The organism is Pseudoalteromonas sp. R86517 (genome assembly GCF_042466295.1).
GTDB classification, from domain to species: domain Bacteria; phylum Pseudomonadota; class Gammaproteobacteria; order Enterobacterales; family Alteromonadaceae; genus Pseudoalteromonas; species Pseudoalteromonas atlantica.
In genome coordinates this window covers 1,498,648-1,519,857 of record NZ_JAXHCB010000001.1, presented here as the reverse complement: position 1 = coordinate 1,519,857, position 21,210 = coordinate 1,498,648, and the positions used below count along the sequence as shown (strand labels likewise).

General features: G+C 39.0%; 24 protein-coding genes and 1 pseudogene. 18 read left to right on the top strand and 7 right to left on the bottom strand.

Going from position 1 to position 21,210, the window contains the following annotated elements:
* The first annotated feature begins 37 nt into the window (after positions 1–37).
* The 8 genes from SJY38_RS06840 (at position 38) to SJY38_RS06805 (ending at position 4,457) form a co-directional block, all read left to right on the top strand.
* Positions 38–298 (top strand): hypothetical protein, encoded by a 261-nt coding sequence (locus SJY38_RS06840; RefSeq protein WP_239636872.1) that lies wholly within the window; start codon positions 38–40, stop codon positions 296–298.
* 123 nt (positions 299–421) lie between these two features.
* A complete protein-coding gene (locus tag SJY38_RS06835; RefSeq protein WP_377109473.1) occupies positions 422–823 on the top strand; it encodes a hypothetical protein in 402 nt (133 codons plus the stop codon).
* A 112-nt stretch (positions 824–935) separates the two neighbouring features.
* Positions 936–1,337 (top strand): hypothetical protein, encoded by a 402-nt coding sequence (locus tag SJY38_RS06830; RefSeq protein ID WP_377109472.1) that lies wholly within the window; start codon positions 936–938, stop codon positions 1,335–1,337.
* A 147-nt stretch (positions 1,338–1,484) separates the two neighbouring features.
* The gene (locus tag SJY38_RS06825) at positions 1,485–1,820 is read left to right on the top strand and encodes a hypothetical protein (RefSeq protein ID WP_096042692.1); all 336 of its coding nucleotides are present in this window, start codon (positions 1,485–1,487) and stop codon (positions 1,818–1,820) included.
* Between the two features lie 147 nt (positions 1,821–1,967).
* Positions 1,968–3,044 carry a serine hydrolase domain-containing protein gene (locus SJY38_RS06820; protein ID WP_377109471.1) on the top strand — a complete coding sequence of 359 codons (1,077 nt, stop codon included), beginning with the start codon at positions 1,968–1,970 and terminating at the stop codon, positions 3,042–3,044.
* A gap of 136 nt (positions 3,045–3,180) precedes the next feature.
* Entirely contained in the window at positions 3,181–3,432 is a 252-nt protein-coding gene (locus tag SJY38_RS06815; RefSeq protein ID WP_289107823.1) for a hypothetical protein, read from the top strand.
* 121 nt (positions 3,433–3,553) lie between these two features.
* The gene (locus tag SJY38_RS06810; RefSeq protein ID WP_377109470.1) at positions 3,554–4,060 is read left to right on the top strand and encodes a hypothetical protein; all 507 of its coding nucleotides are present in this window, start codon (positions 3,554–3,556) and stop codon (positions 4,058–4,060) included.
* A 115-nt stretch (positions 4,061–4,175) separates the two neighbouring features.
* Positions 4,176–4,457: a hypothetical protein gene (locus SJY38_RS06805; protein WP_029772267.1), complete on the top strand. Its 282-nt coding sequence runs from the start codon at positions 4,176–4,178 to the stop codon at positions 4,455–4,457.
* 233 nt (positions 4,458–4,690) lie between these two features.
* Here SJY38_RS06805 and SJY38_RS06800 read toward each other — a convergent pair.
* Positions 4,691–4,951, bottom strand: a pseudogene (locus tag SJY38_RS06800) (transposase); the annotation flags it as partial.
* A 283-nt stretch (positions 4,952–5,234) separates the two neighbouring features.
* On the opposite strand from SJY38_RS06800, the gene SJY38_RS06795 reads away from it, so the two are divergent.
* Both SJY38_RS06795 and SJY38_RS06790 read left to right on the top strand, forming a co-directional pair.
* The gene (locus SJY38_RS06795) at positions 5,235–5,546 is read left to right on the top strand and encodes a hypothetical protein (RefSeq protein WP_029772268.1); all 312 of its coding nucleotides are present in this window, start codon (positions 5,235–5,237) and stop codon (positions 5,544–5,546) included.
* A 143-nt stretch (positions 5,547–5,689) separates the two neighbouring features.
* Positions 5,690–6,007: a hypothetical protein gene (locus tag SJY38_RS06790; protein ID WP_377109469.1), complete on the top strand. Its 318-nt coding sequence runs from the start codon at positions 5,690–5,692 to the stop codon at positions 6,005–6,007.
* Positions 6,008–6,170: 163 nt separating this feature from the next.
* Here SJY38_RS06790 and SJY38_RS06785 read toward each other — a convergent pair whose 3' ends face one another.
* Positions 6,171–7,202 (bottom strand): methionine synthase, encoded by a 1,032-nt coding sequence (locus SJY38_RS06785; protein WP_377109468.1) that lies wholly within the window; start codon positions 7,200–7,202, stop codon positions 6,171–6,173.
* Between the two features lie 29 nt (positions 7,203–7,231).
* The gene (locus tag SJY38_RS06780) at positions 7,232–8,206 is read right to left on the bottom strand and encodes a DUF1852 domain-containing protein (protein WP_377109467.1); all 975 of its coding nucleotides are present in this window, start codon (positions 8,204–8,206) and stop codon (positions 7,232–7,234) included.
* Positions 8,207–8,761: 555 nt separating this feature from the next.
* On the opposite strand from SJY38_RS06780, the gene SJY38_RS06775 reads away from it, so the two are divergent.
* The 4 genes from SJY38_RS06775 (at position 8,762) to SJY38_RS06760 (ending at position 11,538) form a co-directional block, all read left to right on the top strand.
* Positions 8,762–9,775 carry a DUF5924 family protein gene (locus tag SJY38_RS06775; protein WP_377109466.1) on the top strand — a complete coding sequence of 338 codons (1,014 nt, stop codon included), beginning with the start codon at positions 8,762–8,764 and terminating at the stop codon, positions 9,773–9,775.
* A gap of 71 nt (positions 9,776–9,846) precedes the next feature.
* Entirely contained in the window at positions 9,847–10,083 is a 237-nt protein-coding gene (locus SJY38_RS06770) for a hypothetical protein (protein ID WP_377109465.1), read from the top strand.
* 17 nt (positions 10,084–10,100) lie between these two features.
* Positions 10,101–10,556 carry a hypothetical protein gene (locus SJY38_RS06765; RefSeq protein ID WP_377109464.1) on the top strand — a complete coding sequence of 152 codons (456 nt, stop codon included), beginning with the start codon at positions 10,101–10,103 and terminating at the stop codon, positions 10,554–10,556.
* A 76-nt stretch (positions 10,557–10,632) separates the two neighbouring features.
* Positions 10,633–11,538, top strand: coding sequence for a cation diffusion facilitator family transporter (locus tag SJY38_RS06760; RefSeq protein ID WP_029772275.1), 906 nt, complete (start codon positions 10,633–10,635; stop codon positions 11,536–11,538).
* Between the two features lie 13 nt (positions 11,539–11,551).
* Here SJY38_RS06760 and SJY38_RS06755 read toward each other — a convergent pair whose 3' ends face one another.
* The gene (locus SJY38_RS06755; protein ID WP_024032231.1) at positions 11,552–12,751 is read right to left on the bottom strand and encodes an Nramp family divalent metal transporter; all 1,200 of its coding nucleotides are present in this window, start codon (positions 12,749–12,751) and stop codon (positions 11,552–11,554) included.
* A gap of 429 nt (positions 12,752–13,180) precedes the next feature.
* On the opposite strand from SJY38_RS06755, the gene SJY38_RS06750 reads away from it, so the two are divergent.
* Both SJY38_RS06750 and SJY38_RS06745 read left to right on the top strand, forming a co-directional pair.
* On the top strand, positions 13,181–13,981 hold the full coding sequence (locus SJY38_RS06750) for a hypothetical protein (RefSeq protein WP_377109463.1): 801 nt from the start codon (positions 13,181–13,183) through the stop codon (positions 13,979–13,981).
* A gap of 162 nt (positions 13,982–14,143) precedes the next feature.
* Positions 14,144–14,803 carry an NADPH-dependent FMN reductase gene (locus tag SJY38_RS06745; protein ID WP_054982492.1) on the top strand — a complete coding sequence of 220 codons (660 nt, stop codon included), beginning with the start codon at positions 14,144–14,146 and terminating at the stop codon, positions 14,801–14,803.
* 60 nt (positions 14,804–14,863) lie between these two features.
* On the opposite strand, the gene SJY38_RS06740 is transcribed toward SJY38_RS06745, so the two are convergent.
* A complete protein-coding gene (locus SJY38_RS06740; RefSeq protein ID WP_377109462.1) occupies positions 14,864–16,879 on the bottom strand; it encodes a TonB-dependent receptor in 2,016 nt (671 codons plus the stop codon).
* Positions 16,880–17,114: 235 nt separating this feature from the next.
* On the opposite strand from SJY38_RS06740, the gene SJY38_RS06735 reads away from it, so the two are divergent.
* The gene (locus SJY38_RS06735) at positions 17,115–18,932 is read left to right on the top strand and encodes a serine/threonine protein kinase (protein WP_273610827.1); all 1,818 of its coding nucleotides are present in this window, start codon (positions 17,115–17,117) and stop codon (positions 18,930–18,932) included.
* Between the two features lie 55 nt (positions 18,933–18,987).
* Here SJY38_RS06735 and SJY38_RS06730 read toward each other — a convergent pair whose 3' ends face one another.
* Both SJY38_RS06730 and SJY38_RS06725 read right to left on the bottom strand, forming a co-directional pair.
* The gene (locus tag SJY38_RS06730) at positions 18,988–19,512 is read right to left on the bottom strand and encodes a hypothetical protein (RefSeq protein WP_377109461.1); all 525 of its coding nucleotides are present in this window, start codon (positions 19,510–19,512) and stop codon (positions 18,988–18,990) included.
* Positions 19,513–19,535: 23 nt separating this feature from the next.
* The gene (locus SJY38_RS06725; RefSeq protein WP_377109460.1) at positions 19,536–20,531 is read right to left on the bottom strand and encodes a YHYH protein; all 996 of its coding nucleotides are present in this window, start codon (positions 20,529–20,531) and stop codon (positions 19,536–19,538) included.
* 164 nt (positions 20,532–20,695) lie between these two features.
* On the opposite strand from SJY38_RS06725, the gene SJY38_RS06720 reads away from it, so the two are divergent.
* Positions 20,696–21,127, top strand: coding sequence for a DUF3859 domain-containing protein (locus SJY38_RS06720; protein ID WP_377109459.1), 432 nt, complete (start codon positions 20,696–20,698; stop codon positions 21,125–21,127).
* The last annotated feature ends 83 nt before the right edge of the window (positions 21,128–21,210 follow it).

Genomic DNA, 21,210 nt, shown 5'->3' with positions numbered 1-21,210 from the left:
GCTTATGGCGGCGTTATAAGCCACGGGAAATTGTGAAATGGATTCTCTTTTTATTTACTCTGCGTTAGTCACATACTTAGTACTTAGCATTGCAGTATCAGTATTCTTAGCCAAAAGAGAAGACTTAGACTCTGTTCAAAAAATTGCTCAAATAATTATTGCTTGGTTAATTCCAATCATTGGAGCAGTTGCTCTTTGGCAGTTTAATAAAAGTCAGGATCAACCAACTAAGAAGTATTCTGAATTTGGTGGTGGCAACAGAGACAGTAGCGGAGCTGGGTCAGATGGTAGTCATTAACAATGGCATATAACAACTCAATAAACTCACTCACTTCGTTCGCTGGGACGCATACACGCGGGGCGGCTTCGCCATTATGCCCCACTTGCCTGCGCCCGTTACTGAAAAGTTAGAAGACTAGCGATGATATATGAGCCTAAGGTTGTAAAAGTAGAGACTGATTTCGAATCAGACACTACAGTAGACATTGACGAAATTACATTCGACAAAGAATGCTTAACCATTGTTGTCAAATCGAAGTGTTGGAGTTTAAAAGTTCATTTCGATGCTATTTATGGTTTCAGAGTGCTTGATGAAGGTGATTTAGGCGAGTTTTGGAGTAAATGTAACTTAAAGACTGGTTGGTGTTTTGAAGTAATCGACGGCGGCTGGAATGCTCTGGAAAAAACTAGAGATCACTTCGTTACGGGAAAGCTATATCAGCCAAAGGAATATCTAATTATTGGTTTAAACGAGTGTGTTTCGGTTTTAGCTTTTGAGCAACCAGAGGTAGTAGAAACATCGTCTTCTAACAAACCACTGTAGTCGCCCGCAAGCGGGCTGGGACAAATACACGTAGGCTCAGTCGCTTCGCTCCAATTTTAGCCTACGTGTATTTGCCCCTAAGTGGGGCGTTAGGGTTACAAGGATAGTTAACATGTATAAATCTGGCCAAAAGGTACTCAATAAAGGATTAAGTCCCTTTTCCAGAATCTTGCTTGGTAGCACTTCTGGCCTTTTTGGCGTTGTCATGATTTTAATTGCGCCCGATATGAGTAAGCCAATAGCTATTTATGGGTTTGGTTTTTTTTGCTTTATCATCTTTGTAATGTGCGTCACTAGTGGCAAGATACGTAACTATTTAGGACGCGTAATCGGACTTATCGCATTTTGCTTATCCATTGTATATTTTCTGAGTCAATTGGGTGAGGGCCAATTAATATCAGGGCATAGATCCAAGCCATCTATTTTCAATGCTGTATTGTTTTTCTTTGCTTTCGGCTTCCCTGGTATTTGGTTCGCAGTTAAAGGTAAGTTCCGTGTTGATCATAAAGGATAAGCTCCTGAGCAGTTGTAACCCTAACAACCCAATCAACACACTCACTTCGTTCGCTGGGACGCATACACGCGGGGCGGCTTCGCCATTATGCCCCACATGTCTGCGCCCGTTATTGGGAAGTTATGTGTATCTCAGGTGTATTTAAAAATGGATGAATGGCTACAAGAAACAGAAGAATCTCTTTTATCTGCAATTACAGCCGTAAGTAGTGGTGAGATCCCTAAAGAAAATATGTATAAATTGGCTCCACTATTTTTTGCAGAAAGGCAAAATATAAAAAGAGTCAGTTTACTTGAGGAAATGTCTGAAGCTAATGAACAACAAGTTCAAACAGATTGCTCTTTCGATCCTAATTCTATTAAACAATATAAATTTAATTATGTTTCTTCTTATCTATTTTGTTTTGTTGTTGCAGGTAAGATTGACGAATTTAAATACGATGAAATAATGGAACACGTCAATCAAAAAATAGATTTGTTTTAAATACACATAACAAGCTGTTCAAGCGGGACTTTTTACAGTTTGCCGAGTTTCGCTTCGCTACACAATTATGGCAAACTAATAAAAAGCCCCTTACCGAGGGCGTTAGGCAGCTGGTTAAGTTGTGCCTCAGTCAAGGAAGAAGAAATAATGCAAAAAATTATAACTCAAGTTTTTCTGTTTTTACTTATCTATTTAGCAAGCACACCTGTAATTGGTGTTGTACATTCTCAAGATAAAAGCGCTCTTGTAGATAACTTAAATGTAATACTTTCAAAGCAAAAAGAAGACCAGCCAGGTGTTAGTGTTTTAGTTAAAAAAAATAATGAAATTATTTATCAGTTAAGTAAAGGGCTTGCTAATAAAGTTAATAATAATTCGATTAGCTCTCATACAGGGTTTAGAATTGGCTCAATTAGTAAACCTTTTACTGCACTGGCAATTATGAAGTTAGTTGAGCAGAAAAAGCTTTCTCTAGACGATCAAATAACCAAATACATTCAAGAGCTACCCACAGGTTGGGAAGATATTACGATAAAGCATTTACTATCTCATAGGGTGTATATTTCTGATGACTTCTTCTCTGATTCAAACCTGAACTTAGTAAATTCATCAACAAATCAGGATGTTATAAAGTTTATTTCCTCAAATATGATTAAGGTTAAACCACAAGCTTTCGATAAAGCGATTTATTGTAATAGTTGTTACGTATTGTTAGCTGAGGTTATAGCAAAGGTTAGCGGAGTTAGTTTTTCAGAATATTTGAGTGAGAATATCTTTGTTCCTGCAAATATGAAAAATAGCTACATTGTCGAGAAAGGCGTCACTATTAAGCCTAATGACGCTCTTAATTATGCTAAAACGGAATCTATTTTTGGTATTCGTCAATATACCACAGGGGCAATGGCTCAAGTCAGTAGTATTGAAGACCTGAACAACTTTATTGTCGCATTGAAAGAGGGACAAATTATTAGTCAAAAATCGTTAATTTCGATGACAAAAGTGCATAGTGATGCAGGTAATGATGGCACCTTTGGTTTAGGTTGGATTATAGGTTGGGGTGATGAGCCTTTTTATTCTCATGGCGGTTCACAAGATGGCTATCAAGCAGAATTATTTTTTTATCCGAAGCATGATCTAGAAATTGTTATTTTGACTAACGGCGGTGATGAGACTTATGAACTTCAATCGAAGGTGATGAGAGCAATTATTACTCACTATAATTAAGTTTGTTTAATGCTGCCTAACAAGGGTTTTCAAGTCGGACAAATTACAGTTGGCTTTTTGTTCGTGCCTCACTTATTTTAGCCAACTGCAATTAGCCGCTTAAAACGGCGTTATATACCCCAAGGAGTTTGTGTTTATGGATATAGATCAAAGTATAAAAATTATCGAGCAACAAAATCGAAAACTTTTCAGTGCAACCCACACATGGCTTATTGTCATTGGAATTTCCACAATCGCGCTCATCCTTACTCTAACTATTCCACCTATACCAGCCGCTTTAATAACAGGTATATCAGCATTTTTTGTTCTTTATTATTATGTTGCTCATGCGATTAAAAAAGTTAATGCTCGTATCACGTTAATGGAAACAAGAAATAAAACAAAGTAAGGTTATATAACAAGCGCCTAAACTCCGACAATGTTACGTTATCATGTTTTTGGCAAACAACGCAAAAAGCTATGCCAACACATTGCGTGTTAGGCGGGCGTTAGCAAGCAAGGAAAGCTCGGTGAAATACTCACTATTATTTTTACTACTTTGTAATCTGGTCTCATTCAACAGTCTTTCCTGTTCAATTGCTGGTTGGAGAATGTTTACCCCAATTCCCGATAGTTGGAATGCGGTTACCCTTGAACAATCCGAAAACGGTTACTTTTGGGAGCTAGTGCCAGAGCCAGTAGTGGAATTAAGTAGTTTGTCTCGGGGATCAGGCAAACGAAGTTCAGCTTGTTCTGATTTCGGAATTATAGAGTTAAGCGTATCTCTTCCAGAAAGCAGTTCATATAAAATTTCAGATTTTGGTGTTTACGTTAGACTCACCGAAGGAAAACAACCTGATTTAATATTTCCGGATACGCCCATGACTGGACGTATAGATAATGGAGTAATGAAATTGGTATTCCCTTGGCTAGAGCCTCAAAAATCAGAGATAGAGCCATTAAATTTAACATTAGATATATTTCTGGTATCACACAGACTTAATGTAGGTAAATCCGTTAAACTTGTGGTTAAATAGCTTGCTAAAAAGCTAATTAATAAGGACAAAAAACAGTTGGCTGTTTTCGTTCCTCAACATATTAGCCAACAATTTTTTGCCCATTATTAGGGCGTTAGTGAGCAGGAGGCTTAACATGAATATTTGGTATATTTTAATAACTTTATCGAGTTTAGTTGGTTTGTTGGTCGCCAAGTATATGAGGCACAAATTAGCAATTTTTGTTGCAGGTGCAGTGCCTTGGTTGGGCCTATTAGGTTCACTGTTATATACAGAGTATTTTGTTCCTTACCAAGGTGGTGGTGCTTCTATGTGGCCGGTCGCACAACTTTTCGGCGGAACTGCCGCTGCAGTAATAGGCGTTGTAGTGTTTTTCGTGGCTCGTAAGTTCATCTGGCCAATTAAAGATGCTCACTAACAAGTTGCCTAAGTTCGCCGCAAAAAGCGCGGCATTAGCAAAGTAAGCCATCAGCAATTAAAAAAGGTAGAGGAGCAACTAAATAATCGCCTTAGAAAATGTTTAGGATTTAAAACACCAAATGAAGTCTATAATGAATTAGGTGGTGCACTTCCAATTAGAATCTAGGTAGTGGGTGTCAGATTTAATAAAGTGGGTGTCAAATTTAATAATTTACTCAGAAGCCTTCACCACTTTTTTGCCATTGTCTCTTGAATAACATCAGATTTTAACCGCTCTTCAGCATACATTTTCTTTAAACGACGATTTTCATCTTCAAGTTCTTTCATTCGTGTCATTAAAGACGCATCCATACCGCCGTATTTAGCGCGCCATTAATAAAAGGTTGAATTACCCATGCCATGTTCGCGGCACAGCTCAGAAATAGGCACGCCGCTTTCTGCTTGTTTTGAAATGGCAAGGATTTGGCTGTCTGTAAAATGTGTTTTTTTCATAATTTTCTCCTGTGTTTACAATAAGAGAAAATTCTACATTTGGCTTCTATTATTTTTTGGGGAGATTACCCCCATTTACCCTAAATAAAAGCCACTCAAACACTCGTAACCCCTTCAAAACGCCAATTAAAACAATATCAAACACTTCAATCTTCTGCGTAAAAATACAGTAATCAATTGAACCAAAATAGGAACTCAGCTATGGTTTGTTAATCAATAAAAACAAATTTAATAACGAGTTAATCTACAGGCTCATCATATGCCTAAAAAGGAGTTTTAAACAATGAAGCTTTTTCTAATACCATTATCAATAGTTGTTCTTTGTTCTTGCGCTACAAAATCAATTCCAGAAGCTACAAAAACGGAAATGGATAGTGATATAAAAAGATATCTAAATTATAGGAATCAGAAAGCTTATGCAGTTGCCGTGGAAAAAGACGGCGCATGGGTAAGTGGCTATGGGTATGGATATCCGAATCAAGAACTCGCCAACAAAAGAGCTTTACTAGAGTGCGAAGTACAAAAACAGTCTCGTAAAATTAGTGCAGACTGTTTTGTTCTTTATGAAGATGGACGTAGAAAAAACGGCATATAACAAAACGCTAAACACGTTCACTGGGACAGTAACGCAGCGGCTCTTCGCAATTATGCAGCTACGTCACTGCTCGTTAGCTTTACAAGGAAAATTTGGTGTTTGATAGGATAAAAATAGCGATGTCAAAGGGGGTTTAGCACGCTTTGGCGTTAATCTTAGTCATGCTGTTAGCTGGGCCAGAAATAGTGGTAAGTATTGAACTTATGGCCATGCTAGAAGTGCTTGGGGCTTCAACCTTTGTATTGATGTATCTCTCAGGTATCAAGCTGTTTTTCTCAAAGGTGTGGGATAAATATAAAAATTTTGAAAAGCATTCAGTTTTCTTTTTTCCAACTTTTCCTGTTTTAAAAAAAATGCCATCACTGATAGTTCATTCTATTCCTGAGCGGACTGTGGTTATTGGAGTTCTTACGTTTATTACTGTTGCAATGATAATATTTTACATACAAATTTTAATTTAATTTAGTAAAGCTAATTAGCACCCTGAATCAACTTTGCTAAACATACGCTTGAGCTTGCAATCCCCTTTGTAGCTATACGTATTAGTAGCTATACGTATTAGCGCACTTAATTTTAAAATAAGTGCGCAGGTTTTAATTACATAGCTAGTTTTTAAAGCAAGCTTTACTGCACTAATAGCTCTTTTCTTACTATTTCCGCGCCTTTACTCAATGCATTAAGCTTAGCGTTCGCAACTTCGCGCGAAAGCGGGGCCATGCCGCAGTTGGTACAGGGGTAGAGTTTGTCGGCATCTACAAACTGTAGGGCTTTGCGTAAAGTAGCGGCTACTTCTTCAGGTGTTTCTATTTCATTGGAGGCAACATCAATAGCGCCTACCATTACTTTTTTACCTCTGATCAGTTCAAGTAAGTCCATAGGTACTTGTGAGTTGTGACACTCAAGTGAGATAATATCAATATTTGATTGCTGTAATTTAGGAAAAGCTTCTTCGTACTGGCGCCATTCATTGCCAAGTGTTTTTTTCCAATCGGTGTTGGCTTTAATGCCGTAGCCATAACAAATATGCACAGCAGTTTCGCATTTTAACCCTTCAATTGCGCGCTCTAAACAGGCAATGCCCCAATTGTTTACTTCATCAAAAAATACATTAAACGCGGGCTCATCAAATTGGATAATATCTACGCCTGCGGCTTCTAGCTCTTTGGCCTCTTGGTTGAGTATTTTGGCAAATTCCCAGGCTAGTTTTTCGCGGCTTTTGTAGTGGTCGTCATAAAGTGTATCTATCATGGTCATTGGACCGGGTAGTGCCCACTTTATAGGTTGGTTAGTTTGCGAGCGCAAAAACTTAGCGTCTTCTACAAATACAGGTTTTTGGCGGCTAACAGGGCCCACTACGCTTGGTACACTTGCATCGTAACGGTCGCGTATTTTTACCGTTTTTCGTTTTTCAAAATCAACACCGTTAAGGTGCTCTATAAATGTAGTTACAAAATGTTGGCGTGTTTGCTCGCCATCGCTCACTATGTCAATACCAGCGAGTTGTTGTGAGTGAAGTGCAATGCACAGGGCGTCTTTTTTGCCTTCAATAAGTTCGTTGTTTTGAAGCTTCCACGGCGACCAAAGTGTTTCTGGCTCTGCAAGCCATAAGGGCTTTGGTAAACTGCCTGCTGTAGATGTAGGTAATAATGTTTTCATAATAAGAGTGACCCTTTATTAAAATAAGGTTAGACGTTTGCTGATGTAAATTGCTCAAGCACTGATTTATACGGTTTTATAAAATGCTCTTCAGCAAACTTGCCTTGTTCTGCGGCTAATTTACTGCGCTCATCTCTGTCGTAAATAATTTGCGTGAGTGAGTGGTCAGCATTTTTTAAATTAGGCTTAAAGGCGTTACCCGCTTTGGCATTGGCGTTATAAATTTCTGGGCGATAAATTTTTTGAAAGGTTTCCATTGTGCTAATGGTGCTTATTAGCTCAAGGTTGGTGTAATCGTTTAGTAAGTCACCAAAGAAAAACAAGGCAAAAGGTGCGGTACTATTTGCAGGCATAAAGTAACGCACCTGTAGGCCCATTTTTTTAAAGTATTGCTCTGTTAACGAAGATTCGTTTGGTTGGTATTCAATACCTAAAATAGGGTGCTGGTTGGCAGTGCGATGATAGGTTTTGTTATCTGACACACTGAGGCATATAACCGGTGGCTTTTTAAAGTGTTGCTTATAGGTGTTTGAGCTTACAAACGATTGAAATAACTTACCATGCAGCTCACCAAAATTATCGGGAATACTAAATTGTGGTTTATTTTTATTATGTTGCTGCAGTAACACGCTAAAGTCGTAGTCGCGAACGTACGATGAAAAGTTATTACCAACAATACCTTCTATGCGCTTGTTTGTTTTGGTATCAATAATATTCGTTTTTAATATTTCTATAGAAGGAAAGCTTTGGCTGTTTTCATCTAAACCAATATCTACAGAAATAATCTCAAGCTCTACGCTGTAGCGCTCAGCGGTTGGGTTATCCCAATTAGCAAGGGTGTTAAAGCGGTTGTTGATCATATTTAGCGCTTTTCTTAAGTTTTGTTGGCGGTGTTCGCCTCGTGCTAAGTTTGCAAAATTAGTGGTAATACGGGTGTTTTCAGCGGGTTGGTAGTTTTCATCAAGGCGCTGACTTTTAATATTAAATGTAATGTTTTTACTCATGGTGACTCTATCCATATTGTATATTTAAAACCTGAGCCTTTAGCGTGCTCAAAGGGTGGTTCTGTAATAAACAGGCTTAATGCTTATAAGCGCTGGCCGATAGATAATTTATACGTTGATTGGTGCTTTAATAAAAACGGTTTAATTTCACATAAAACATGAGTTTGATTCATTTATATAAATTAAATGTGTTACTGAGAGAACATAAACCTGTTTTTAGGCATGTAAAAAAATAGTGCAGCGTATAATATATAGGTGTTTAGACGTCTAGATGTGTTTGTTGTGGTAAATTCACGTTAAGCATTAATAAAATTCAGGCACGGCTGTAACCCTTATTTTAATTAACGCTTAAAGTTACAGTTTTAAAAATTACTGTAGTTTTACGGCGAGTTATAGGCACTTATTAATTAAGAAAGCGGTTAAAAGGGAGTGGTTTTAATGCAACAACTAACAATAATACCTGCAGGCATCTATGTGTTGTTCATCTACGCTTAGTTACACTGATTTAGCTAACTTGATAATAATAAAGTACATTATGTACGGACACTAAAATAAATGAACAAACTAAAAAATCTCATTACTCAATTTATAGTGGCAATGCAAAAGCGACCAGGGCTATTGGCTGTATTGGCGTTTTGCTCAGGTGTTGCAAGCTATGTAATGGTTGATAGAAAAGAGTCTTTCTCGCAGGTTATTGCCATTGTTTTACTGGTGAGCTGGTTTTGGTTGATCATCGACAACTGGCTACGCGATAAAGTACAAGAGCGCTTTGGGGTAGCCGTATCTCCTAATGTAATGCGCTTTGCACTGCAAATGGTGCAACAAGAAAGCCTATTTTTTGCGTTACCGTTTTTTTTAGCGGTTACCCAGTGGGATCACCCACAAGCGCTATTCACATCGCTGATTATTATATGTGCCTTCATATCGGTAATAGATCCATTTTACTATAAAAAGTTAGCTAAAAACCGCACGCTGTTTACAGTATTTCATAACTTTGCATTATTTGTGGTTTTGCTTGTTACGTTACCTATTTTATTAAACCTAACTACGAGCCAAAGCTTAGCAATTGCGCTTGTAACCTCAGTGCTTATTACTTTACCTAGCTTAACAAACTTAATGCCTGATGCGCGCTGGTGGCGTTTTCCTATTTTAGTTTTAATTTTATGTGTAATAAGCGCCGGGGTTTGGCAGCTTCGCAGCTTTGTACCGCCAGCAGCTCTGCGTTTAACCGATATTACCTTGGCACACAAAGTAGATGTTGAGCATAAAAAACCACTAGGAAGTATAGATACTCTTGATTTATATACACTTCATCATGAAGGGTTATACACATGGACCGCAGTAAAAGCGCCAAGAGGTCTAAACGAAAAAATATTTCATGTATGGATACACAATAAAAAAGAGGTCGACAGAATTACGCTCAATATTAATGGCGGGCGAAAACAAGGCTACAGAGCATGGACTCATAAAGTAAATTTTCCGCATAATGCTAAAGGTAAGTGGCAAGTAAAAGTGGTAACTGAGTCGGGGCAATTAATAGGGCTTACGAAATTTATTGTTACACCTTAACGCTATAAATTCGCTGATAATCAACTATAGATTTGATACGCTGTTTTTACATTACTTAATGGATGAGTGTTATGAGCATTGCTTTAGATATTGTTATGTGGCTAATGATAGAAACCATTTTAGGGTTTATTTTGTACTCTACCGGCTGTGCAATTTTAAACGTATTCACCTTTGGTAAGTTTAAAGCTGACATTAAAGATTACATGAGCTTTAAGGCAAATAAAGCTAAAAACGTTTACCTAATATGTTTACTTGGCTTTAGCTTTTACGCAGCGTTAATTGGTTTTGTTGCTTACATAAGCCAATAACTTAGGTTTATAAGTATATGAAGTTTAATAAGCTATTGGTTATAGCGGGGGTTTTAAGTTTTATAGCGTCACTTTTACATATTGCCTGTATTTTTGGCGGCCCTGATTGGTATCGCTTTTTTGGTGCTGGTGAGCACATGGCGCAGTTGGCTGAGCAGGGAAGTACGTATCCTACCTTTGTTACTTTAATTATATCAGCCATACTTGCTATATGGGGCATGTATGCGCTCTCTGGTGCGGGTGTTATTTTAAAGCTGCCTTTATTAAAAACGGCTTTGGTATTAATAACAGGCGTTTATATACTAAGGGGGATAGCAGGATTAATCGCTCCTTTTGTAACAACCAGTCAGTTAATTCATCACAACTCCATTGTATTTTGGATTGTAAGCTCAATTGTATGCAGTATTTATGGGCTGTTTTATTTATTAGGTACGCTTAAACTTTTCCGAACACATACCTCATTAACTGTATAAATTAAACACAGCGAGCGCTAAAAATAGATTTTTCACAGCTCAGGTTAATCAAGTTATTTACTATGTAAGGAGCAACATGAGTCACGATCACAGCCATCATATTAGTCACTATAATCGCGCGTTTGCTATAGGCGTTTTACTCAATCTTATATTTGTCGTGATAGAAGCAGGGTACGGTTTTTTTGCCAACTCCCTCGCGCTTTTAGCCGACGCAGGGCATAACCTAAGCGACGTGGTTAGTTTATTACTTGCGTGGGGGGCAAATGTTTTGGCAAGTAAAGCAGCTACCGACAAGCGCACCTTTGGCTATAAAAAATCAACGGTGTTAGCGTCTTTAATGAGCTCTGTTTTACTTATGGCTGCCCTTGCTAGCATAGCTTGGCATGCCATAGAACGTTTTGAAAACCCTCAGCCGGTTACAGGCATGACGGTTATAGTGGTTTCGCTTATTGGTGTAGTAATTAACACATTAACTGCGTTGTTGTTTGTGCAAGGGCAAAAGCACGATTTAAATATTAGAGGTGCTTTTTTACATATGGCGGCCGATGCTGCGGTGTCTTTAGGTGTGGTAATTGCCGGCATTGTTATTTTATTTAAAAACTGGCAGTGGGTAGACCCTGTTGTAAGTTTGAGTATTGTAGTGATTGTGTTTATTGGCACATGGGGATTATTTAAAGACTCGCTCAATTACGCCACAGACGCCGTACCCAAAAATATTAGTATAGAAAAACTAAAGCAGTATTTTTTAAGCATTGAGCATGTAACAGGTGTGCATGGGCTACATGTGTGGCCACTAAGTACCACAGAGTCTGCGCTTATTGTTCACTTAGTAACTGACAACAACGCATTAAATAACGACTTTTTAATTGAAGTACAGCACCATTTACATGACCACTTTGACATTGAACACGCCACCATTCAAGTTGAAAGCAGCCAAGGCAGCGCAGGTTGTATGTTTAACCATGGGCATGCTCATGGTTAAACGTTAATTGGTTTTAAAAAATTAACCCAGATAGCTTGTAACAACTTAACGAAAAAATGAGTAGTAGCACGGGTAATATAACCACATTTAAAAGTGTTGAGTTGGTGTATTTTCCCATGACTGATTTTTGATTCACTAACCACACCAAGTACGCGGTAATGATGGGCAGTAGTAATCCATTTGCAGCTTGTGCAAATATAATTACTGCAACAGGGTCAAGCCCCAGTGAGGCCACAAATGCACCAAAAGCTAAAATAGTAATGGCGACTGTTTTAAAACGGGTGTTACTCATTTCGCTTGACCAACCAAGCATGCCACATACCGCATACGCGCCTGCTAATGGGGCTGTTATTGCGCTTGTTAATCCTGCGGCAAATAAGCCAATAGCAAAAAAGTAATGCGCTGCTTCGCCAAGTAATGGCTCAAGTTGCACGGCCATATTTGCTGCACTAATTTTACCGGCATCGGTGCCATAAAAGGCAACAGACGCGGTTGATAAAATGGCAAGGGTGATCACCCCACCGAGCGTAATTGATAAACCTGTATCTAAGTTAGTTTGTTTAATAACAGTGTCTTTATCACTTTTAGAATGATCTTGCGCTGCTAAAACTCCAGAGTGCAAAAATAAGTTATACGGTACAATGGTTGTGCCAATGAGGGCCAATACCGTTGTAATTGAGCCACTTGGCATTGTAGGTATAAACCCAGCGAGGACTTTAGCCATTGGTGGCGCAGCCATAATTAGGGTAGATATAAATACAAGGCTCATAAGGATCACCAGCAGTATTAATGCATTTTCTACCACTTTGTGCTTACCACTGTATAAAAGAATAGCGCTACATACAGCAATTAACGGCGTCCAGATTTGTGCACTTACCCCTGGGAAAATACCAACCAACCCCATACTTGCACCACTGAGATTTCCGGCTTCATATGCAGCGCTACCCACACCAATTGCACTTATTACTAAAAAACTAGCAAGCGCTTTAAGATAAGGGGTTTTAATGTGTGCACGTAACGCTTGTGCTAAATCTTGCCCTGTTGCTACTCCTAATCGAGCAGCCATAGACTGCAACAAAATAGTGGCAATAACCGAAAATAGTAATGTCCAAATTAATGCAAACCCAAAGTTTGCACCGGCAACACTTGCCGTTGTGATTGTTCCGGGGCCAATAAATGCGGCTGTTACAAGTAATCCTGGGCCAAATCGCATACTGTTACCTTAATATTTGCTTTTAAATTTAGAACAACGTTTTATTACGTTGAACCTAGATTGCTGCCACTTTACGTGCCATGCAGCGAGAGCCCCACCTTGGCTAATTAACCTTAAACTCTGGGTAATTATTTTAATATGATTATCAAAAAGCCGCGTAGGATACCAACTTATATATAGATTTAAAGAGCCAAACGATTACCTGCTTGTTAATTGCACAGTATGCGAGAGTTATATTTATAAATCAGCCATGTGCATTGTTGGTTTCTCATTTTTATCCTACCTTATAGATTGTAAAATGAGCAAGTTACTTAGTTTTTTAATGATATGAGCCATTTTTTAAATAAATTGTTTAAAAAGGCATCTTTTTATTGCTGAGCTTCGTTAAATAGCACTATTATGCGCAACTTTTTGGTTTTGGACCTTTTAATGAAAACTAATTTAAAAATCTCTCACTTGCTCTGCATTATGTCGCTGGCTTTAGGTACTAGTAAAAGCGCTGCGAATGAATCGCCACACGAGCTTGAGGTAGGTGTAGGGGGTAATATAAAAAGCGTTGCACACACTGACCACGAAAATGAAAAATTAAATTTTCATATTCATCCTTTATGGGAAAGCCATTATGTGACAGAAGGGCGCGATAACTTGCCCGGTAGCGCTTTAGCCTCTATTGCGGGCGAAATAAATTACAATGACTTTACGTTTATCCCTTGGTTAGCAACAGACACTGATAATGACTACGATGAGCTAAATTTAAATGCGATTTATTCGACTGAGCTTGCAGAGCACCTAACTTTGTATGCAGGTTACAACCATATAAAAGCACGCGAGGAAGGAGTAAATTCCCATGATAATGAGCTTAGCCTAGATATAAGCTATGCATATGATTGGGATATACATGCAATGGCGAGTATTTACCACTCGTTATCGCTCAGCGGCTCTTTTATAGAGCTGGCAATTACAAAAGAGTATGCATTTAGTGATTTAATGCGATTGGAGCTGCAAACTGCGGCGGGTTTTAATAGTGGTTATGTAAGTGATGGCCACAATGGCCTTAATAACGTAAAACTTGCTGCTAATTTATCTTATCAACTATTAAATAATGTCATGCTATCTGGCTATGCCAGTTACAGCGTTGCAATAAACAAAGATGCTGCACACTATAGCGGTGATGAGCATTTACGCTCCTTATTTTGGGCAGGACTTGGTGTTAGTTATCAATTTAATTAAGTGGAGATTAGGCGTTAGCATTAAAGCGTAAGTGATGGGTGCCACCCTTATTAATTTTTGTTTAGAGTGCTAAAAATTGTGCAAACAAATAAAAGTCTCGCATTTTTAATATGTTTTAGGTTTAAGGTATAGTGGGTACAACACTCAATTAAGGAGGCTTTTATGAAATTTTTAGTTTTTTTAGGCACCGTTCGAGATAGCACACCCCCTAAGCCAGCACGATTAGGAGAGCGAGTAGCTGAGTCATGCCTCAAATGTTTAAACCAGCGCTACAGCGAGCACGAGTTTGAGCTTATAGACGCGCTCGACTTTCCTTCAGAGGATGTATTTAAACCTCATTTTGCCTATGCAAAAAGCCAAGCTCCAGCACATTTAACAGCCTTAGCAGATAAAATTACCCAAGCAGATGGCTATATAATGGTAAGCCCAGAGTACAATCATAGTATGAGCCCGGCATTAGCTGATTTGCTAAACCATTTTGGCAGCTCGTTGTTTTCGTACAAGCCAAGCGCTATTGTCACCTATTCGGCAGGGCAATGGGGAGGGTTACGTGCGGCAATTAGTTTACGTACCTTTTTATCAGAACTTGGGTGTTTGCCAGTCTCTGCAATGGTTCATGTACCAAAGGCGCAAGAGGTGCTAAATAGCGATGGTTCAATGCAAGAGGGCGAAGAAGAAAAATCGTGGTTTAATTATTATTCGCGTACTTTTAGCCAACTGATGTGGTGGGCACAGGCGAGCAGCCAACATAGTAAAAACGTAGATCCCCACGCTATGTTAAAAAGTTTTAAAACAGCGCCATCTCAGCGAAATGCACCTTAAAAAATGTATTAAGGTGCGCTTTTATATGTGTGCTGTTTTTATATACAGTGTTTTGCTCGATTAAAACAATAAGCTAATTGATAAGCGGGCTGTGCGAGGCTCAATAGGATGAAAGTGGTTATCTTCTACACCTTGTGCAGGCTCGCCCGGTAAGCGCGAAGCGTAGTAGTAATCTATATCGTGATCGTTACTATCAAATAAATTCAGTAGTTCAAAATCGACTTTCCAGTGAGTTTGTTTATAGCTAATAGCACTATTAACTACCGTTAATGGTTCAGAGCGAATATCACCAGAGTCAGAAAGCGTACGTTTACCTATGTGGCGTACTCTAAATGATGATTGCCACATTTGACTTATATGCCAATTTAAACCTGCACTTGCAACAACAGGTACTGCGCCTTCTATATAGTTCTTGTCAGAGTTTATATTTAATCTTGAATGAGTAAACGAGGCTTCCATGTCTAGGCTAAAGCGTTCATTAATCCAGTAATACGCGCTTAGCTCTAGACCATAACGTTTTGATGCATCACTGGGCTCTGTATTACCCGCATCACCTACAAATAAAAGCTCTGAGTCGAGTGTAAGCCACCATAAAGCGGCTGATAAATTAACGTTTTGATCATCGGCAAAACGCAGGCCTAGTTCAGCACCTTCACTTTTTACCAGTAAATCTACTTTTTCGGCATTTTGTTGGCTAACAGGGTCAATATTAATGGTAGTGCCGCGGGCATCGTTTGAATGAAAAGACTGCCCCCAGTTTGCATAAGCGACTAACAAATCAGTAAGTTTATAATTTAAACTGCCTTTAAAGCTTACTAAGTCATCGTTTGCTTTTCCCGAGTTTACCCGTGTAATACTGCTTACATCGGTATCAAAATAGTCGTACCGCACGCCTGCAGTGGCCTCTAATTTAGGTGTGAAAAGTATTTTTGTTTGCCAATAACTCGAATAGCTTGTTTGTTTTATTGCATCTTGTCTTATTGTATTGAGTCTTTCTCGCGCTTTAGTGTTATAAAGTCCTACCTTGTCTATATCGTCATGGCGAACCTCAAGCCCTGCTGTGTGCTGCATATTTAAACCAGCAGTAAGGGAGTCAAATTGATAACTTAGCTCACCACCATAAATAGTGCGGCTATCTTGTTGGTTAAACTGATCGCCATTTATAGGGTCGTTTAAAAAATAGCTAAAGTTAGAAAACAGCGTTAAATCATAATTTATGGCATAAATACTGGTTTTTATATGCTTGCCTTGCCAAACACTTGATAGGCTATAGCGACTCGAACTCCCCCCAAGGGTGGTATCAAGCGACCCTAAGGGTGACGTTATATTTTGTGACACTGCGCGCTGTGGAATTTGATCGGCTGATTGCCATGTATTGTCGTAGGCCATTGCTGTAATAGATAAATCTCTATTTAAAGCTTTGCCAACATAACGAAGTAGGGCATTTTTCTTATTTACGTTTTCGTTTATATCATCCCATGGGCCATCGTAGCCTTGCCACTCAGCTGCTGCTATTAACTTGGCATTAGATACATCAACCGCACTAAGCACAACTGCACGTTTATAGTTATCTTCACCAATGCTTAGCTCTATTTGCTTGTGCTTTAAGTTATTAGCTAAATTAAATTGCGCACTCCCCGCACTTGAAAAGTCCCCTTGTGTAGCGCTGTATGATCCTTTTTGGTAATTTATAGTTGAAATAGCTTCTGGAATAATAAAATTAAGATCGGTATAACCTTGCCCGTGTCCATGGCTTCGCATATTTATGGGCATGCCCTCAATGCTGGTGGCAAAGTCGGTGCCATGATCTAAATTAAAGCCTCTAATAAAGTATTGATTAGCCTTACCCGAGCCACTGTGTTGTGTAACCGCCATGCCTGGAATAAGCTCTAACATTTCGGCGCTTCTGAGCATGGGGCGCTGCTGTATTTCTCCTTGACCAATAATACCGCTTGAGGCACTGATAGACTCGCCAATTAAACCATCTCTATGTCCATAAACAGTAAGGGTCTCTATATTCGCGTAGCTGCTAGTGCTAAATAACGTGCTCAGTGTAAGTAAGGCTAATCTCTTCATCGCTAAAATCCCTATGTATTTACTATCTAAAATAAGCAGATAGTTTAAATACGGCTTAGCTAATTGATTGGATGCAACATTTGTTAGCAAGGTGTAATAGCGCATATTAAACACTTAGCTAGTTAGCTTTTTATGTATGAGTAAAAACTACTTGGTGAGTATTGTAATCTGGCTATATAACACTAATAATCATCTGGCTAACTCACTATTTAACCTATAAAACAAAGAGCCTGTATTGAAAGCCAAAGAAATTCGCAATTTTTATATTAACGAAGAGCAATCTGTTTATTTGCTGTCGCATAGAGATGCCAAAAAACACCGTCAATGGCTTAATATTTGTATTAAACAACTGAGTGCGCTTGGGTATAAAAATGTAGAGATGATTGGCTCAGGCGCGTTTGGGTTTGTGTTTGCTGGCAATGACGAAAATGCCTTACCTTGGGTGTTTAAGTTCTCGCGTATAACGCTTGCCCAAAGTGTGCGCGACCGCCTAGAAGACGAAGCGTATATGCTCTCGCAAATTAATAACCCGCTAGTGCCCACCTTTTATGCTTTTGAGCGTATAAAAAAGCAAGGTATTTTAATGATGGCCCGCGCCATTGGAGAAGACCTTGAAAAGGTATCGCTAAAAAAAGGGCGTTTTAGTGCCGCCCATATTATGCAATTAGCGGTGCGGCTGCGTAATGTATTAATTGACCTGCGTAATCATAAAAATGGTTTAACCCCTCAACCTATAGTGCATGGCGATATTAAACCTTCTAACTTAGTATGGGATGAGCAAAGCGATGCGCTGTCTTTAGTTGATTGGGGAAGCTCTGTTTACGCACAGGTTGATAGTAAGGGTGAGCCTATAGCCAGTAATTTTATGGATTTAATGTCGGGAGATTTAAGCACTACTAATGCCAGAATGGGCGATGTGTATTTTATAGGTGATGCGCAAATGTCCGGTGAGCAGTCATCACCACGCTTTGATGAACAAGGCGTGGCTTCTACTTTATATGCACTTGCCTCCGCACAGTCGTGTCGTTTTGGCGCGCAAGCCATTCCTGCAAGCTCGCTTGGCTTACCCAAAGAGCTTGCCAATGTAATTGATGGCATGCTGTCTAAAAATAAAACCATACGCGATGGCGCAGGCGATTACTTTATGCGTAACATTACTAAAATGGCTAAGGCGTATTTACCTGAGCTTAAAAAAGCTGAGCCTCGTCCTGCTATCCCGTATTGGTTTGGCAAAGGTGATAAGCCCGACACCGTAGTATATAGCTCGCGCAAACAGTTTTTACGACAAGCCGATCATAATCAGCAATTGCTTGATGTAAACGATGCTCAATTAGACCGTTACTATAAAGAGTTTTTGTTTGATACCGGCGATACCGAAAAAGCCTTTTTGGCCTCTATTAGCCGCCTAGCTAAATACCCAGTAGTGGGTGGATTGAGTTTTCATTGGAAAGATGAGTCGTTGTTTGTTGAGTCATCGCTTATTATGCATGATGAAAGTTTAAAAACAGCCTTTACCGATGCCATTAATAATACCGTGATGCTTGCACAAGCAATAAGTCAAAAAGGTTTATTTAAGTGTTGTTTATTTGATGCGCGTAAAACCATTCAGTTAGAGCGAGATGGAACCGGGGCGTTTAAGTTTGATAACCTCCCTGAGCTTGATTATGAAGTTGTCAGTATGAAGGCAAACGAAATTGCACGTCCACATTCTTACTTTGAAGACGGTAAAGACCCTGATGAGCAGCTACAACTGCCTAAAAAAGTGATTAGATGCGTGTTTGAGTTAAACCAAATTCATCATACTGGCTGTATTATATTTGAAGCCCTGCCAGATAGAATGAAAATACACCATTACTATCGCTTACTCGATGAAAGCAAAGAAGTAGAGTTTAAACGGTTACTTAATAAATTAATGCAGTATGCAGTTAACATTACTGATGTAGGGGTAGCAGGATTTATGAAGCTTCCTTATAAAAACACTCGCGAATTTTCGCTTTGCGAAAAACAACCAGAGAATTTCTTTCCTAAAAATCCAAAATTATTAGCGCAGTAAAAATAAAAAAGGGCAGCTTAATTTTAAGTCTGCCCTTGGCTACTTAATTGTTAGTTTAAAACACTGTGCTAAAAGGAGTACGCGGTGTTAAGTCAAACTGATGAGTCATTTTTTGCTGTTTGTTAGTGGCAGTAATGTGGTACTTATTTAAATCAGAATTTTGACTAAATAACCTAACGTTTAATTTTAGTTGTGCGCTTATATTGGGCACTGTATATCGGCCCGTAATCGTTATGTACTCAATGTTATTAGTATCAGTATGCGACACTTCAGGGTTTAGTAATACGCCCTCTAAAGAAAACTTATAATGATGATCGTTTAAATAAACCCCTCGCATTATAGTTTTGCTGATTTGCTTTTTATGGGCGTTAAATTCATCCATAGATACTTTTTTATTTAAATCATCATCAAGGTTATTAAATGCTGAAATAGGTAGCGAGAGTACTATAAAGGCATGGTTATCAATCACGTTTAATGTTCCGTGTTGAGCCACCATTAAATGTGCATAAACAACCGGTGCTATAACAATGTTGGCCACTAAAATAAGCGCAACCAGTGCTTTTTTATGTAATTTCATCATGCTCACTTTGCCTATAAGTAAATTTATAGCTCGCCTTTAACACAGCGTTGAAAAAACGGATAAGTGTCAGTTGCATAGTAATGGTATATGCCTTGTGGAAATTCAGGGGTAACACCAAAGCGCCCGTTACACTCATCTAAATCGCCAGAGCCAGCTACATACTCCCAATCTTGTGCAAAAGTTCCCAGTGGATAAATATCGGTAGAAGGGCGGTTATCGCTCACAGTACTAATATGTTGGTAGCTACCTGTCATCACTTTAAGTGACGAACTTGCATCATCCGCGGTGCTATAGCCATAGCGCGCATAAATAGGAAACCCATCAGCCGCCCATGCGATTAGGGTCATTGTTGAGCTGTTGCCGCCTCTAAGGGAGATAAATCCCTCAGGCATGCCATGATAATGATATGTGCCATCGGGCTGTACGTGTGCGTTGTTATCGTCAGTACCAAAACTAAAGGTATCTTGGCTTAGTGCTTCAATACTCCAGTTGCCACTGTTATCGCCAAGCGAGCAATTATCGCCAGAGTTATCACAACTGCCGCCGGTACCGGCATCAATTTTAACGCCATTTAGTACTATGCCTAACACGCCTCGAGGGCCACCCATTAAGGTTGCGGTATCGCTTTGTATAGGCGTTAACGTAAAGCTCTCACTCACTGTTTGCTCAGAAATGGTGTTTGGATTGTCGGGGTTAGGAAACGTGCCCACATCATGATCGGGAATGCCATTAGCAACTACATCGCGTGTTGTACCTGTGCATGCCCAATCAGCAGAACTGGTGGTTTGAACTGATGTTGAGTCGTTGTATTCATTGTAACTGTATTCACATAGCACTTGCTCGGTTGAGCTGGTGCCACTTGTTGCTGTTGTGCTGTCACTGCTTGAACTTGTACTTTCATCAGTGGCGGTTGTTAGGTTTTGCTCATCACTGCCACATGCAACAAGAGAAGAAATTGCTGCGCTTAATAACGAAATTTTTAATAGTTTAACTTTATTACATAGAGAGTGATTCATCATACACTGCCAATTAAGTACTAATTGACGCTATTTTTGATCTTAAATGTGCAAGCAATGTGCAAAAATAAATCAACATTGAGTATGTTTGTTAATCAGGTGATTTTACTTAAGCTGCATGTATTATAAAATCAGTGCATTAACAGCCTAAAGTAAAGAATGGTGTAATGGCAAAATCAAAACCTGAGGTGTCGATTCAAAGTTGTGGGATTTATTCTACATGGGATAGCAAAAGTAAAGCGTTGCCACAAATTGAGCAATTTACTACCCATGTAATTGCCAAGCTTGATGTTGAATTTGGTTTAATAATTAATATCAAAAAAGCAAAAGGCGAAAAACTTCACTTTTGTATTTATCACCCCGATATACCAGACAGTAATGGCGAAATAATGCCGCCCTTTGAAGGCGTTGAATACATTAAAGAGAACGACTGGCAGTTTTACTTAGGTGATACGCTGTGGGAGCCTATTGAAAATAAATTAGGTGATTGGCGAATGACACTCACCCTAAATAATAAAATTATTGCCGATAAAACATTTAACGTTGCACTTGAAGAGCAAGGCTCTGTTAATGATTTTTGGCGTAAACGAGGTTACTGAGCCCTAAAACTGCAGAGCTAAAAAAGCCAATATACATTGGCTTTAAAAATATAACTTAACCTGAACTCTGGTTAAGAGATATA

Coding starts and splice junctions, on each gene's coding strand:
- SJY38_RS06840 (WP_239636872.1), top strand. CDS start 38: ATGGATTCTCTTTTTATTTACTCTGCGTTAGTCACATACTTAGTACTT.
- SJY38_RS06835 (WP_377109473.1), top strand. CDS start 422: ATGATATATGAGCCTAAGGTTGTAAAAGTAGAGACTGATTTCGAATCA.
- SJY38_RS06830 (WP_377109472.1), top strand. CDS start 936: ATGTATAAATCTGGCCAAAAGGTACTCAATAAAGGATTAAGTCCCTTT.
- SJY38_RS06825 (WP_096042692.1), top strand. CDS start 1,485: ATGGATGAATGGCTACAAGAAACAGAAGAATCTCTTTTATCTGCAATT.
- SJY38_RS06820 (WP_377109471.1), top strand. CDS start 1,968: ATGCAAAAAATTATAACTCAAGTTTTTCTGTTTTTACTTATCTATTTA.
- SJY38_RS06815 (WP_289107823.1), top strand. CDS start 3,181: ATGGATATAGATCAAAGTATAAAAATTATCGAGCAACAAAATCGAAAA.
- SJY38_RS06805 (WP_029772267.1), top strand. CDS start 4,176: ATGAATATTTGGTATATTTTAATAACTTTATCGAGTTTAGTTGGTTTG.
- SJY38_RS06795 (WP_029772268.1), top strand. CDS start 5,235: ATGAAGCTTTTTCTAATACCATTATCAATAGTTGTTCTTTGTTCTTGC.
- SJY38_RS06785 (WP_377109468.1), bottom strand. CDS start 7,202: ATGAAAACATTATTACCTACATCTACAGCAGGCAGTTTACCAAAGCCC.
- SJY38_RS06780 (WP_377109467.1), bottom strand. CDS start 8,206: ATGAGTAAAAACATTACATTTAATATTAAAAGTCAGCGCCTTGATGAA.
- SJY38_RS06775 (WP_377109466.1), top strand. CDS start 8,762: ATGAACAAACTAAAAAATCTCATTACTCAATTTATAGTGGCAATGCAA.
- SJY38_RS06770 (WP_377109465.1), top strand. CDS start 9,847: ATGAGCATTGCTTTAGATATTGTTATGTGGCTAATGATAGAAACCATT.
- SJY38_RS06765 (WP_377109464.1), top strand. CDS start 10,101: ATGAAGTTTAATAAGCTATTGGTTATAGCGGGGGTTTTAAGTTTTATA.
- SJY38_RS06760 (WP_029772275.1), top strand. CDS start 10,633: ATGAGTCACGATCACAGCCATCATATTAGTCACTATAATCGCGCGTTT.
- SJY38_RS06755 (WP_024032231.1), bottom strand. CDS start 12,751: ATGCGATTTGGCCCAGGATTACTTGTAACAGCCGCATTTATTGGCCCC.
- SJY38_RS06750 (WP_377109463.1), top strand. CDS start 13,181: ATGAAAACTAATTTAAAAATCTCTCACTTGCTCTGCATTATGTCGCTG.
- SJY38_RS06745 (WP_054982492.1), top strand. CDS start 14,144: ATGAAATTTTTAGTTTTTTTAGGCACCGTTCGAGATAGCACACCCCCT.
- SJY38_RS06740 (WP_377109462.1), bottom strand. CDS start 16,879: ATGAAGAGATTAGCCTTACTTACACTGAGCACGTTATTTAGCACTAGC.
- SJY38_RS06730 (WP_377109461.1), bottom strand. CDS start 19,512: ATGATGAAATTACATAAAAAAGCACTGGTTGCGCTTATTTTAGTGGCC.
- SJY38_RS06725 (WP_377109460.1), bottom strand. CDS start 20,531: ATGATGAATCACTCTCTATGTAATAAAGTTAAACTATTAAAAATTTCG.
- SJY38_RS06720 (WP_377109459.1), top strand. CDS start 20,696: ATGGCAAAATCAAAACCTGAGGTGTCGATTCAAAGTTGTGGGATTTAT.